This window comes from Enterobacter cloacae complex sp. P15RS, from assembly GCF_014895905.1.
GTDB classification, from domain to species: domain Bacteria; phylum Pseudomonadota; class Gammaproteobacteria; order Enterobacterales; family Enterobacteriaceae; genus Enterobacter; species Enterobacter quasihormaechei.
Map to the genome: position 1 here is coordinate 163442 of NZ_JADBQL010000004.1, position 13567 is coordinate 177008.

Here is a 13567-nt window from a genome sequence, read left to right on the forward strand (position 1 = left end):
GTTATAGCATGCGAAAGTCGCAGGCAGGTATCTGAATCCGCCTTTGGATAAAAGACAAAAGTGCGCTGGATCGTCCTGGGGGTTGTTTTTACAGCAAGGCTCGGCTAGTATTTTGTTATGTTATAACAATACACGAGAGTCAGATATGAAACCGAATATCCATCCAGCCTATCGCACCGTTGTGTTCCACGACACCACGGCTAATGAATACTTCCGCGTTGGCTCAACCATCAAGACGGACCGGGAAATCGAGCTCGACGGCGAAACGTATCCTTACGTCACCCTTGATGTCTCATCAAAATCGCATCCGTTTTATACCGGGAAGCAGAAGACCTTCTCCACGGACGGCAGCGCGGCGCGCTTCCGCAAGCGTTTTGGCGGCTTTCTTGATGCGAAGCGAGGCTAACCATGCAGGTACTTAACTCACTGCGTAGCGCAAAGCAACGGCATCCGGATTGCCAGATCGTCAGGCGCAAAGGGCGTCTGTACGTTATTTGCAAATCCAATCCGCGCTTTAAGGCCGTACAGGGACGTAAAAAAAGGCGCTAAGCGGATGCTTAGCGCCTCTTCACAGGCAACAGCCCTGCTAGCCGTTAGCAGGGCGAGAGAGCGTGAAAACGTCATAAAACGAAAGCTCTCCCTTCCTCGCCACCATTTTTTGCAGCTTCTCTTTAAGCCCGGCCTCGACTGAAGGTGAGCGCATGATGCTGTCAATAAGCTCGGGCGGCACGTAGCGCGTGTTGTACCACTCGCCGTTGTAGCACACGCGGAAATCTAGCACGTCGATATCTTCATACCGGTAGCGCGGGTTAACGTCGAAAAAGAAGAACGCGTTAAACACCACGAACAGCACAACCAGCAGCCAGACTGAATCGACCAGCGTTTCGGACCGCAGCATGACGATAAGCGTTGCCAGCCAGGCGGCGTACATCGCAACGAACAGTCCGGGGTGTTTACGGATAAAGCTGATGCTAAAGCGCGGGCGATTGTCGCGCTTTTCGCGGGCATTGAGATCGTCGATGGTGGCGGTAAGCAGGCGCTGTATCTCTGTCATTTTTTGCCTTTATACATATTGAAAATACAGGTGATCTGCCTATTTTATGAGAGGGGGTCAGGCGTGGAAAGTAACAGTTATGCCGGGAAAAAGCATAACAGTTACTCAGGGGGCCTTAGAGCATTTTTATGATTTTCGCGGGATTTCCGCCCACGACCGCATTGGCCGGCACGTCTTTGGTCACAACCGCACCGGACGCGATAACCGCATTATCGCCAATGGTCACGCCCGGGTTAATGACCGCCCGTCCGCCAATCCAGACGTTGTGGCCTATGGTGACCGGTTTGCCGTACTCAAGCCCGCTGTTACGCGCGGTCGCGTCCAGGGGATGCGTGGCCGTATAGATGTGCACTCCCGGCGCGAGCATACAGTTATCGCCAATGCGGATAGGGCAGACGTCCAGCATAACGCAGTCGAAGTTAGCGTAAAAGTTGTTGCCCAGGTAGATGTTATAGCCGTAGTCGCAGCGGAAGCTCGGCTCTATATAGGCGCCTTCGCTTTGACCCAGCAGGTCAGCTAACAAGGCGCGTCGTTCGGCTTTCTCATCGGGGGCGGTATGGTTATAGCGATGAATAAGATGACGCGCGCGTAAACGGTCAGCCCTTAACGTGTCGTCGCCAGGGCGGTAATATTCACATGCAATCATCTTCTGTTTTTCTTCACTCATGGGAACCTCACTGGAATCGTTTTACGTAGCGTAAAGAGGATTAGCCAGAAAGGGAACGTTCCCTAAAAATGGCTGTGACGGTAGTCACAACATTCTTGAGCATAGATACGTTTTACACGGGAACCTGGCGTTTGCACTTGAAGCGTAGTTCGAAGGTAAATTCAGCTTAACAACGGGCGTAGTGCCTTTACAGTCTCTCTTCAACGATTAACGAACAAATTTCCACACCGAAGTGGGGATCTTGTCATACAGTTTATTCATGGTCAGTTCAGCAAGACGATGGTCGGCAGCTGAATAAAATACCGCCAGTTCATTATCGGACAGCTCGTATTTATTTTTCTCAATAACCCGCTCGAGTGTGTCAATTGACTGGCAGCGTCGCAGGCGCATCAAATAATCGACTTTAGTTAATGGTTTATCAGACATAAATTCACCTTAGTAATTGTAATAATTTTAACAGGAAAGACTAACCGGATTAGCTCTGCTGACATTCGTGAAGCAGCGAAATAGACGGTTTCCTGATTTACGCCATTTCTGCAAATCCTGTGCGTTAATGCCGTAGCTGCTGAACAACATAAAGGTGTCGTCCAGGTATTCATCAATTTGCTCTATCAACTTATTATCTTCATTGTACTTAATTTTATAATTAAGTGCGAAGGTAGCGATATGCTCAATCAGCTCGTTTAGCTGTAAATTGATAGCAGACGTTGGATCGTTCACCCAGCCATGGTTACTTTCTTCAAGATTGGCGAGGCAGTCATGGTACAAGGATTCGCAGAGAAATTTCAACTGCGCGATATCATGCCTTTTTGGCGAGTACTCGTCCATAGCGCATCCCCTTCTGAGTGATTTTTTACTCACCGAACATCATGTCGGGATGGATACAACTTGCTTAGCTACACGGGAGCTGTGTTCCTGATAACTCTAACTATAAGCCACTCTGATCAAGATTTCATCGCGCTATTACGAAAAATTACAATTAAAACGTTACTGTGCGAGCCTTTACGCAAATGTTCCTTTGGCAGGGAACGCTTTAATCAGTAAAAAACGCAGTTTTTTATCGGTTCCTTAAAATTCATTGAGTTAGCGCAAAGTTTGATGTGAAGTCCGGAACCAGATATCTCAGATATTTTCTTTAAGTTAGGAATAGTCCGAATAATTTACGCCGCGAAATGATAATAAAAGAATGCTGAGTTCTTCGTATTGATTTTCGGCCTATTATGCCAGGCCTTATAAAAAAGAAGAAAATAAATAGAACGACAATAGGTCTATTTTATGATCTTTTCAGAAAATGAAAAAGGCCGCAAATGCGGCCTTTTTATCATGTGAAACCGGTATCAGTGATGTTCTACCGAATGATTGTGCTCAACATCTTCATTCTTACGGCTGAAGCGGCGACGAACCACCACAAAGAACACCGGCACGAAGAAGATCGCAAGCACCGTCGCGGTGACCATACCGCCCATAACGCCTGTACCTACCGCGTTCTGCGCGCCGGAGCCTGCACCTGAACTGATAACCAGCGGCATAACGCCCAGGATAAACGCCAGGGACGTCATCAGGATTGGACGCAGACGCATACGAACCGCTTCCAGCGTAGCTTCAATCAGGCCTTTACCTTCTTTCTCCATCAGATCTTTGGCGAATTCGACGATAAGTATCGCGTTCTTCGCCGACAAGCCAATGGTTGTCAGCAGGCCCACCTGGAAGTATACGTCGTTGGTCAGCCCACGGAACGTTGCAGCAAGCAGCGCACCGATAACCCCCAGCGGAACCACCAGCATAACGGAGAACGGAATCGACCAGCTCTCGTACAGTGCCGCCAGACACAGGAACACCACAATCAGTGAAATGGCGTACAGGGCAGGGGCCTGGTTACCGGACAGACGTTCCTGATAGGACATGCCGGTCCAGTCGTAGCCAATACCCGCAGGCAGTTTGCTGGCCAGCTCTTCCATCAGGTTCATGGCTTCACCGGTGCTTCGACCTGGCGCTGCCTGACCGAGGATTTCCATCGACGGCAGACCGTTATAACGCTCCAGACGCGGCGAACCGTATTCCCAGTGCGAGGTTGAGAAGGATGAGAACGGCACCATCTGGCCATCGCTACCGCGAACGTACCAGTTGTTGATATCGTTCGGCAGCATGCGGTACTGCGCTTCGGACATGACGTACACTTTCTTCACGCGACCGCGGTCGATGAAGTCGTTGACGTAGCTACCGCCCCAGGCTGCACCCAGCGTGGTATTGATGTCGCTGATGGACACACCCAGCGCCTGCGCTTTTTCCTGGTCGATATCGATTTTGTACTGCGGCGTATCTTCCAGACCGTTAGGACGCACGCCCACCAGTAGGTCAGGGTGTTTTGCCACCTCGCCAAACAGCTGGTTACGCGCCTGAGTCAGTTTTTCGTGGCCCAGACCGCCCTGGTCAATCAGCTGGAAGTCGAAGCCGGTCGCCGTACCCAGTTCCACGATCGCGGGCAGGTTAAAGGCGAAGACCATAGCGTCTTTAATCTGCGAGAAGGTAGCCATTGCACGGCCGGTAATCGCTTCAACTTTGTTCTCGTCGCCCGGACGTTCAGACCAGTCTTTCAGGGAAACGAAGGCAATACCGGTGTTCTGACCACGACCCGCGAAGCCAAAGCCGTTAACCGCAAACACGGATTCGACGTTGTCTTTCTCTTTGGTCAGGAAATAGTCGGTCATCTCATCCAGCACTTTCTGCGTACGCTCTTGCGTCGCACCGGCCGGAAGCTGAGCCATACTCAGGAACACGCCCTGGTCTTCATCTGGCAGGAACGAGCTTGGCAGACGAACGAACAGGAAGGCCATCCCTACCACGATGATGATGTAGAGCAGCAGGTAACGACCGGTGCTGCGCAGAATGTTCCCCACGCTGTCGGTGTAGTGGTGCGTGCTCTTATCAAACATGCGGTTAAACCAGCCGAAGAACCCTTTGTGCTCGCCGTGACCGCCTTTCTGAATTGGCTTCAGCATCGTCGCACACAGGGCTGGCGTCAGGATCAGCGCAACCAGCACCGACAGCGCCATCGCTGACACGATGGTGATGGAGAACTGACGGTAAATCGCACCCGTTGAGCCACCGAAGAAGGCCATCGGGATAAACACCGCAGACAGTACCATCGCGATACCGACCAGCGCGCCCTGGATCTGACCCATCGATTTACGGGTCGCTTCCTTCGGCGGCAGGCCTTCTTCCGCCATCACACGCTCGACGTTTTCGACCACTACGATGGCGTCATCCACCAGCAGGCCGATGGCGAGCACCATCCCGAACATCGTCAGGGTGTTTATCGAGTAGCCAAATATCGCCAGAACCGCGAAGGTCCCGAGCAATACAACCGGTACGGCGATGGTTGGGATCAGCGTCGCGCGGAAGTTTTGCAGGAACAGGTACATAACCAGGAAGACGAGGATGATCGCCTCAACCAGGGTTTTTACCACTTCGTGAATCGAAATTTTTACGAACGGCGTCGTGTCATACGGGTAAACGATTTTCAGACCTGACGGGAAGAACGGTTCCATCTTCTTCAGCTCTGCACGGATAGCCGTCGCGGTGTCCAGGGCGTTCGCGCCGGTCGCCAGTTTGATACCCAGACCAGATGCCGGCTTGCCGTTGAACTTCGCGATAACGTCGTAGTTCTCGCCGCCCAGCTCCACTTTCGCCACGTCACGCAGGCGAACCTGAGAACCGTCCTGATTCACCTTCAGCAGAATTTTGCTGAACTCATCCGCAGAGGTCAGACGCGTTTGCGCGATGATAGACGCGTTAAGCTGCTGGCCTTTCACCGGCGGCGTACCGCCTAACTGACCGGCTGCAACCTGGGCGTTCTGCGCTTTGATGGCGTTGATCACGTCAACCGGCGTCAGCTGGAAGTTGTTCAGCTTATTCGGATCCATCCAGATACGCATCGCGTACTGAGAACCGAACAGCTGAACGTCACCCACACCGGACGTACGGCTGATGGCATCCTTCATGTTGGCGCCCACGTAGTCGGAAATATCCTCCTGCGTCATGGTGCCGTTGGTGTTGATCACGCCGACAACCATCAGGAAGCTACTGGACGATTTCTCGACGCTCACGCCCTGCTGTTGCACTTCCTGCGGGAGCAGGGGCATCGCCAGCTGCAATTTGTTCTGCACCTGAACCTGCGCAATGTCCGCATCCGTACCGGATTCAAAGGTCAGGGTGATCTGAACCGTACCGGTTGAGTCACTGTTTGAGGACATGTACATCAGGTTATCGATACCGTTCATGTTCTGTTCGATAACCTGCGTAACGGTATCCTGCACCGTTTTCGCATCAGCGCCCGGGTAGGTTGCGGAGATCGTTACTGCCGGTGGCGCAATCGTTGGATATTGCGCAACAGGCAGCTTCAGGATCGCAAGTCCCCCGGCCAGCATGATGATAATGGCGATCACCCACGCAAATATGGGGCGATCGATAAAGAAATTAGGCATGTCTTAACGGCTCCTGTTTAAGTTAAGACTTGGTTTGTTCTGACTGGCCAGCGGCGGACGCTTGTTGTTTGTCGTCAGATTTCACTTCCTGAGCTTTGACCTGCGCGCCAGGACGAACTTTTTGCAAACCGGTTACAATCACGCGATCGCCATCTTTCAGACCTTTCGTTACCAGCCACTTGTCGCCAATCGCCTGCGTTGCGGTGATATTGCGCGTTTCGACTTTGTTATCGGCACCCACAACCAGCGCGCTCGCATCGCCGCGTGGCGTACGGGTCACACCCTGCTGAGGAACCAGAATGGCGGTTGGGTTCGTCCCTTCTTCCAGACGCGCGCGTACGAACATACCCGGCAGCAGCGTTTTATCCGGATTCGGGAAAATGGCCCGGATGGTGATTGAGCCGGTGGTCTGATCGACGGTCACATCAGAAAATTCCAGTGTACCGGTCTGCGAGAACTCGATACCGTCATTGGTAACCAGTTCAACCTTGGCTTTACCGTTTTCCTGTTTCAGTTGACCGCTGGCCAGCTCCTGTTTGAGACGCAGGAAATCGTTGCTGGACTGGGTAACGTCAACGTAGATCGGGTCAAGCTGCTGCACGGTGGCCAGCGCGTTGGTCTGACCGTTCTGCACCAGCGCACCTTCGGTGACGGCAGATTTACCAATGCGACCGCTGATAGGGGAGGTCACTTTGGTGTAGGCCAGGTTGATACGCGCGGTTTCTACCGCCGCTTTCGCCGCCACAACGGCCGCGTTGGCTTGCTGCGCATCGGCCAGGGCAGAATCATAATCCTGTTGGCTGATGTACTGCGTGCCGAGCAGTTTCTTGTAACGATTCAACGTCAGCTGCGAAATTTTGGCTGCCGCTTCTGCTTTCGCCAGATCGCCTTTAGCGCTCTCATAAGACGCCTGGTAGGTTGCTGGATCAATCTGATACAGAGACTCACCTGCTTTGACATCACCGCCTTCGGTGAAGTTACGTTTCAGGATGATACCGCTCACCTGCGGACGCACTTCCGCAATGCGGTAGGCGCTGGTGCGGCCCGGTAGTTCTGTTGTCATCTGGAGAGGTTCGGATTTGAGCGTCACCACGCCAACTTCTGGCACCTGCTGAGCTCCTTGTTGAGCCTCTTTGTCGTCACATCCTGTAAGCGCTAAGCTGCCTGAGAGCATCAGAACGACCGCCAGAGGCGTTAACCCTCTGTTTTTGTTCATATGTAAACCTCGAGTGTCCGATTTCAAATTGATCAAGGGTCCTGAGTCTAAAAACCCATTGCTGCGTTTATATTATCGTCATGCTATGGTACATACATTCATAAATGTATGTAAATCTGACTCCTGTAAATTCATCAACGTATGGCACGAAAAACCAAACAACAAGCGCTGGAAACCCGACAACACATTCTGGATGTGGCAATGCGTTTGTTCTCACAGCAGGGTGTTTCGGCAACCTCGCTGGCGCAGATTGCTCAGGCCGCGGGCGTCACGCGGGGAGCGATTTACTGGCATTTTAAAGACAAGTCAGATCTGTTTGGTGAAATCTGGGAGCTTTCAGAGTCCAGCATTAGCGATCTTGAGACTGAGTATCGGGCAAAATTCCCTCACGATCCACTCTCAGTATTAAGAGAAATATTAGTATATATCCTTGAAGCGACCGTTGTGGAAGAACGCCGACGTTTGATGATGGAAATCATTTTCCATAAATGTGAATTCGTTGGCGAAATGGCGGTGGTTCAGCAGGCACAGCGCGACCTGTGTCTGGAAAGCTACGATCGCATCGAGCAGGTTCTTAAGGAATGTATGCAGGCCGACATGCTTCCCGCCACGCTGTTAACGCGCCGGGCGGCGATCCTGATGCGCAGCTATATTTCCGGCCTGATGGAAAACTGGCTTTTTGCCCCGCAGTCGTTTGATTTGAAAGCAGAGGCGCGCAGCTACGTCGCGATCTTCCTTGAGATGTGCCAGCTTTGTCCGACTCTCCGCAGTGAGGAACCGCCGCTGACTGCCTGAACCTGTCCAGGAAATGTCTTAGAGGATAACCTTCCCGCTATTCTGCTTCAGGCGGGCGTGATATTCTTCACGCCCGACTATTTTCGGTCATTTCTCAGATCACATTCACGACTATGCTGCACACCTATCGCTCGACACATTCTGTTCTGGCCGTTTTTTTGATCCTGCTGTTTTTCTTTGCAGCCGCACCGCATTCCTGGGCCCGTGCAGACAACGGCAGTGACGTTCCGACGCGTGCCGAGGTTCAGTCGCAACTCGACACCCTGAATAAACAGAAAGATCTCTCCGCTCAGGAAAAGCTCGTTCAGCAGGACCTGACGGAAACCCTGGAAACGCTGGATAAGATCGATCGCATCAAAGCCGAAACGGCCCAGCTACGGCAGAAGGTTGCTCAGGCACCGGAGAACATGCGTAAAGCAACGGAGGCGCTGAACGCGCTCAGCGACGTTGATAACGATGATGAAACCCGGAAAACGCTCGCCACCCTGTCGTTGCGCCAGCTTGAGTCGCGCGTGGCGCAGCTGCTGGACGATCTGCAAACGGCGCAGTCCGATCTCTCGACCTACAACAGCCAGCTGGTTTCACTGCAAACCCAGCCTGAGCGCGTGCAGAACGCTATGTATTCCGCATCGCAACAGCTCCAGCAGATACGTAACCGTCTGAATGGCATCACCGTGGGGGAAGGGGCGCTTCGTCCGAGCCAGCAAACGCTGCTGAACATTCAGCAGACACTGCTGAACGCGGAGATTGAACAGCAGCGTAAGAGTCTGGAAGGCAACACGGTGTTGCAGGATGCGCTGCAAAAACAGCGTGACTACGTGAACGCGAACATCAACCGGCTCGAGCATCAGCTTCAGCTGTTGCAGGAAGCGGTGAACAGCAAGCGCCTGACGCTGACCGAAAAAACGGCGCAGGAAGCGGTCTCGCCAGACGAAACGGCGCGCATCCAGGCCAATCCGCTGGTGAAGCAGGAGCTGGAGATTAACCACCAGCTGAGCGAACGCCTGATTCAGGCAACTGAAAGCGGCAGCGCGCTGGTGCAGCAGAATATTAAAGTCAAAAACTGGCTGGATCGCGCTTTGCAGGCCGAGCGTAATATCAAAGAGCAGATTGCCGTCCTGAAGGGCAGCCTGCTGCTGTCGCGCATTCTTTACCAGCAGCAGCAGACGCTGCCATCCGCCGACGAGCTGGAGGACATGACCAACCGCATTGCGGATTTGCGTCTTGAACAGTTTGACGTTAACCAGCAGCGCGATGCCCTGTTCCAGAGCGACACGTTTGTTGCCAAAGTGGAAGAGGGCCATTCAAGTGAAGTGAACGGTGAAGTTCACGACGCGCTGTTGCAGGTGGTGGATATGCGCCGCGAACTGCTCGATCAGCTTAATAAGCAACTGGGCAACCAGCTGATGATGGCGATTAACCTGCAAATCAACCAGCAGCAGCTGATGAGCGTATCTAAAAGCCTACAGGAGATCCTGACCCAGCAGATTTTCTGGGTGAACAGCAACAAACCCATGGACTGGGACTGGTTTAAATCTTTCCCTGAAACGCTGAAATCCCAGATCAAAAGCATGAAAATTACCGTGAACTGGGAGAAAGCCTGGCCTGCGGTAATGATTGCCTTCCTGGCGGGCCTGCCTTTGCTGCTCATCGCCGGCGTGATCCGCTGGCGTTTGAAATGGCTGAAACAGTATCAGGCGAAGCTGGCCTCGGAAGTGGGGCAACTGCGTAACGACAGCCAGCTGCACACGCCGAAAGCGATCCTGATCGATCTGATCCGCGCGCTGCCGGTTTGCCTGCTGATCCTCGCCGTCGGCCTGATCCTGCTGACCATGCAGCTCAATATCAGCGACCTGCTGTGGGCGTTCAGTAAAAAGCTGGCGCTGTTCTGGCTGGTGTTTGGCCTGTGCTGGAAAGTGCTGGAAAAAGATGGCGTCGCCGTCCGCCACTTCAACATGCCGGAGAAACTTACCAGCCACTGGCGTCGCCAGATTGTGCGCATCAGCCTCGCGCTGCTGCCGCTGCACTTCTGGTCCGTTGTGGCCGAGCTTTCTCCGCTGCATCTGATGGATGACGTGCTCGGACAACTGGTGATTATGCTGAACCTGCTGCTGATTGCCGTCCTGATGTGGCCGATGTGCCGCGACAGCTGGCGTGATAAAGAGTCCCACAATCTTCGTCTGGTTACCGTAACGGTGCTGGCGTTCATTCCGCTGGCGCTGATGGTGCTGACGGCAACGGGTTACTTCTATACCACGCTTCGTCTGTCAGGCCGCTGGATTGAAACGGTTTACCTGGTGATTGTGTGGAACCTGCTGTTCCAGACCGTGCTGCGCGGTTTGAGCGTGGCGGCGCGCCGCATCGCTTATCGTCGTGCTGTTGCCCGTCGACAGCATCAGGTTAAAGAGGGGGCTGAAGGGGCTGAGCCGCAGGAAGAGCCGACCATTGCCCTGGAGCAGGTCAACCAGCAAACGATGCGTATTACCATGCTGGTGATGATTGCGCTGTTTGCGGTGATGTTCTGGGCCATCTGGTCTGATCTCATTACCGTTTTCGCCTACCTCGACAGTATCACCCTCTGGCAATACAACGGCACCGAAGCGGGCGCTGCGGTAATGAAAAGCGTCACCATGGGCAGCCTGCTCTTTGCGCTGGTGTCGTCAGTGGTTGCCTGGGCGTTGATTCGCAACCTGCCTGGCCTGCTGGAAGTGCTGGTGCTCTCAAGGCTGAACCTGCGTCAGGGGGCGTCGTATGCCATTACCACCATCCTGAACTACGTCATTATTATTGTCGGGGCGATGACGGTATTCGGCTCGCTGGGCGTCTCGTGGGATAAGCTTCAGTGGCTGGCGGCGGCGCTGTCGGTGGGTCTGGGCTTCGGCTTGCAGGAGATCTTCGGTAACTTTGTCTCTGGCCTGATTATCCTGTTCGAACGTCCGGTGCGTATCGGCGATACCGTCACCATCGGCACCTTCTCCGGGACCGTCAGCAAGATCCGTATCCGTGCGACCACCATCACTGACTTCGATCGTAAAGAGGTGATCATCCCGAACAAAGCCTTCGTGACCGAGCGACTGATCAACTGGTCGCTCTCCGACACCACCACCCGCGTAGTGATCCGCCTTGGGGTGGCCTACGGCTCAGATCTGGATAAGGTCAAAGAGGTGTTGCTGAAAGCGGCTAACTCGCACCCGAAAGTGATGCACGATCCTGCCCCTGACGTATTTTTCACCACGTTTGGGCCGAGCACGCTGGATCATGAGCTGCGGTTATACGTGCGTGAACTGCGCGATCGCAGCTACACCGTCGACGAGCTGAACCGCACCATCGACCGCCTGTGCCGTGAAAACAACATCAATATCGCCTTCAACCAGCTTGAGGTGCACCTGCGCAACGAGAAAGGTGACGAGCATACGGAAGTGAAGCGCGAGATTAAGGGTGACGATCCGACTCCCGCCTAAACTATTTTCCCTCTCCCTCAAGGGAGAGGGCCAGGGTGAGGGCAACCGGCCTTCACCTTTCCTTCAAAATCTCGCCGCACAATCTCCAGCGCCTTCAGCACCGTCTCCGCCGGGATCTCATGATTCTCCAGCAGCATAATTAAATCGACGGCCAGCTTGACCTCGTCGGGGGCATTTTCCAGTGACATCAGTGTGGCTCCTGTTAACGGGTCAGGCGTTCAATGACGCGCTCAATGTCGTCCAGCGCCTGACGGCAGCGGACGATACGGCCTTCCAGCGCGCTGATTTCACGCATTAAAAGCTGCTGCTCTTCCAGCGTTTCGCTGTTGTTCAGGCGGGCTTCACGCTCGCGCTTCATCTCAAACAGACGCCGCTCAAACTCCTGGGTCTCCAGCCGCTTGCGCTGCCATTTTCCCAGCCCAGGCGAGGCGCTGTCCCACGCCCGTAGCGGCCAGGCGGCGAGTTCGCGGTGCAGGGCGGTGATCTGCTCGGTAAGATGCGCTGCAAGCCACGCCACCTGTTCCTGCTGTTCATGCTCAACCGCGTGGCGAAGCTCATCGAGGTTGGTCTGCATCTCAGCAAGGTAATCCTGAATGAGAGTGCTGCGGGTGCGGAAAAGCTGCCGGTCAAAGCGCGGTTTCAGCGTGGCGTGTCCCATTAGCGGCGTGGCCTGCGCCCGCAGAGCGATCAGCTGATTTTGCAGCTTCTCAAGAAGCAGTGCTGTTTTCAATGCGCTCTCCAGTGGTAAAGTAGCCGTTCAGTTTGATAACGATTCGCATTATGCAGCGTACTATTTTAATCATCATTGGCTGGCTCGCGGTAGTGCTGGGTACGCTAGGTGTGGTTTTGCCCTTGCTGCCGACCACGCCGTTCATCCTGTTGGCCGCCTGGTGCTTCGCCCGCTCGTCGCCGCGTTTTCACCACTGGCTCCTGTACCGCTCGTGGTTTGGCGGCTACCTGCGCTACTGGCAAAAACACCGGGCCATGCCGCCTGGGGCCAAGCCGCGCGCCATTGCCTTTATCCTGATCACCTTCGCCGTTTCGTTATGGCTGGTGAAAATGATGTGGGTGCGTATTCTGCTGCTGGCGATCCTGGCCTGCCTGCTGATCTTCATGTGGCGGATCCCCGTGGTTGATGAAAAGCAACAAAAGCACTGAAGCCTCATCATGGCGGTTGCAATTATGGCGCGCAGCCAGTAAATTCGACCGTTTTCGAGCACAGGTGCGCCTGGTCAAAGGTTAAACAACTGTTACTTTGACCGACTCGTCGCGCGCCGTGAGTAACACTGTTTCATTTAGGCACAAACCGATGACCGCAACTGCACAGCAGCTTGAATATCTGAAAAATAGCATCAAAAGTATCCAGGACTATCCAAAGCCTGGCATTCTTTTCCGTGATGTCACCAGCTTGCTGGAAGACCCGAAAGCGTACGCGCTCAGCATTGAACTGCTGGTCGAGCGTTATAAAAACGCCGGGATCACCAAAGTAGTAGGTACTGAAGCCCGCGGCTTCCTGTTTGGCGCACCGGTTGCGCTGGCGATGGGCGTGGGTTTTGTGCCGGTGCGTAAGCCGCGCAAACTGCCGCGTGAAACCATCGCCGAGAGCTATGAGCTGGAATACGGTACCGATCAGCTGGAAATTCACGTTGATGCCATCAAGCCCGGCGACAAAGTGCTGGTGGTGGACGATCTGCTGGCCACCGGCGGCACCATTGAAGCGACCGTCAAGCTGATCCGTCGTCTGGGTGGTGAAGTGACCGACGCGGCATTCATCATCAACCTGTTCGATCTCGGCGGCGAGCAGCGCCTGGTAAAACAGGGTATTACCAGCTACAGCCTGGTGCCTTTCCCGGGTCATTAATCCCGTATCTCACAACCTCGCTCAATGGG

Annotated in this window: 13 protein-coding genes and 1 pseudogene; 6 read left to right on the forward strand and 8 right to left on the reverse strand. The window is 54.0% G+C overall.

What is annotated here, in order from left to right:
- The first annotated feature begins 145 nt into the window (after positions 1–145).
- Both IM267_RS02860 and ykgO read left to right on the forward strand, forming a co-directional pair.
- On the forward strand, positions 146–406 hold the full coding sequence (locus tag IM267_RS02860) for a type B 50S ribosomal protein L31 (protein WP_063451670.1): 261 nt from the start codon (positions 146–148) through the stop codon (positions 404–406).
- A gap of 2 nt (positions 407–408) precedes the next feature.
- Complete coding sequence (gene ykgO, locus IM267_RS02865) at positions 409–549, forward strand: type B 50S ribosomal protein L36 (RefSeq protein WP_063451669.1); 141 nt, start codon at positions 409–411, stop codon at positions 547–549.
- A 37-nt stretch (positions 550–586) separates the two neighbouring features.
- On the opposite strand, the gene IM267_RS02870 is transcribed toward ykgO, so the two are convergent.
- The 6 genes from IM267_RS02870 to acrA form a co-directional block, all read right to left on the reverse strand.
- Positions 587–1054 carry a YlaC family protein gene (locus IM267_RS02870; RefSeq protein WP_063869025.1) on the reverse strand — a complete coding sequence of 156 codons (468 nt, stop codon included), beginning with the start codon at positions 1052–1054 and terminating at the stop codon, positions 587–589.
- Between the two features lie 115 nt (positions 1055–1169).
- Positions 1170–1721, reverse strand: a complete 552-nt coding sequence (gene maa / locus IM267_RS02875) for a maltose O-acetyltransferase (protein WP_193032663.1) — start codon at positions 1719–1721, stop codon at positions 1170–1172.
- Between the two features lie 207 nt (positions 1722–1928).
- Positions 1929–2147 (reverse strand): HHA domain-containing protein, encoded by a 219-nt coding sequence (locus tag IM267_RS02880; RefSeq protein WP_010428174.1) that lies wholly within the window; start codon positions 2145–2147, stop codon positions 1929–1931.
- Positions 2148–2174: 27 nt separating this feature from the next.
- Positions 2175–2549 carry an Hha toxicity modulator TomB gene (gene tomB / locus IM267_RS02885; protein WP_006809850.1) on the reverse strand — a complete coding sequence of 125 codons (375 nt, stop codon included), beginning with the start codon at positions 2547–2549 and terminating at the stop codon, positions 2175–2177.
- 509 nt (positions 2550–3058) lie between these two features.
- On the reverse strand, positions 3059–6205 hold the full coding sequence (gene acrB / locus IM267_RS02890; protein ID WP_063451666.1) for a multidrug efflux RND transporter permease subunit AcrB: 3147 nt from the start codon (positions 6203–6205) through the stop codon (positions 3059–3061).
- A gap of 22 nt (positions 6206–6227) precedes the next feature.
- Positions 6228–7421 (reverse strand): multidrug efflux RND transporter periplasmic adaptor subunit AcrA, encoded by a 1194-nt coding sequence (gene acrA, locus IM267_RS02895; RefSeq protein ID WP_063451665.1) that lies wholly within the window; start codon positions 7419–7421, stop codon positions 6228–6230.
- A gap of 141 nt (positions 7422–7562) precedes the next feature.
- Between acrA and acrR the strand changes: the two genes are divergently transcribed.
- Both acrR and mscK read left to right on the forward strand, forming a co-directional pair.
- Positions 7563–8216, forward strand: a complete 654-nt coding sequence (gene acrR, locus IM267_RS02900; RefSeq protein ID WP_063451664.1) for a multidrug efflux transporter transcriptional repressor AcrR — start codon at positions 7563–7565, stop codon at positions 8214–8216.
- Positions 8217–8329: 113 nt separating this feature from the next.
- The gene (mscK, locus tag IM267_RS02905; RefSeq protein WP_063869022.1) at positions 8330–11677 is read left to right on the forward strand and encodes a mechanosensitive channel MscK; all 3348 of its coding nucleotides are present in this window, start codon (positions 8330–8332) and stop codon (positions 11675–11677) included.
- 1 nt (position 11678) lies between these two features.
- Here mscK and rsmS read toward each other — a convergent pair.
- Positions 11679–11865 (reverse strand): annotated as a pseudogene (rsmS, locus tag IM267_RS02910) (pleiotropic regulatory protein RsmS).
- A 14-nt stretch (positions 11866–11879) separates the two neighbouring features.
- Positions 11880–12407, reverse strand: coding sequence for a primosomal replication protein N'' (gene priC, locus IM267_RS02915; RefSeq protein ID WP_064910894.1), 528 nt, complete (start codon positions 12405–12407; stop codon positions 11880–11882).
- Positions 12408–12457: 50 nt separating this feature from the next.
- On the opposite strand from priC, the gene IM267_RS02920 reads away from it, so the two are divergent.
- Positions 12458–12835 carry a DUF454 family protein gene (locus IM267_RS02920; protein WP_063451660.1) on the forward strand — a complete coding sequence of 126 codons (378 nt, stop codon included), beginning with the start codon at positions 12458–12460 and terminating at the stop codon, positions 12833–12835.
- 151 nt (positions 12836–12986) lie between these two features.
- Entirely contained in the window at positions 12987–13538 is a 552-nt protein-coding gene (apt, locus tag IM267_RS02925) for an adenine phosphoribosyltransferase (protein ID WP_193032665.1), read from the forward strand.
- Positions 13539–13567 lie beyond the last annotated feature (29 nt).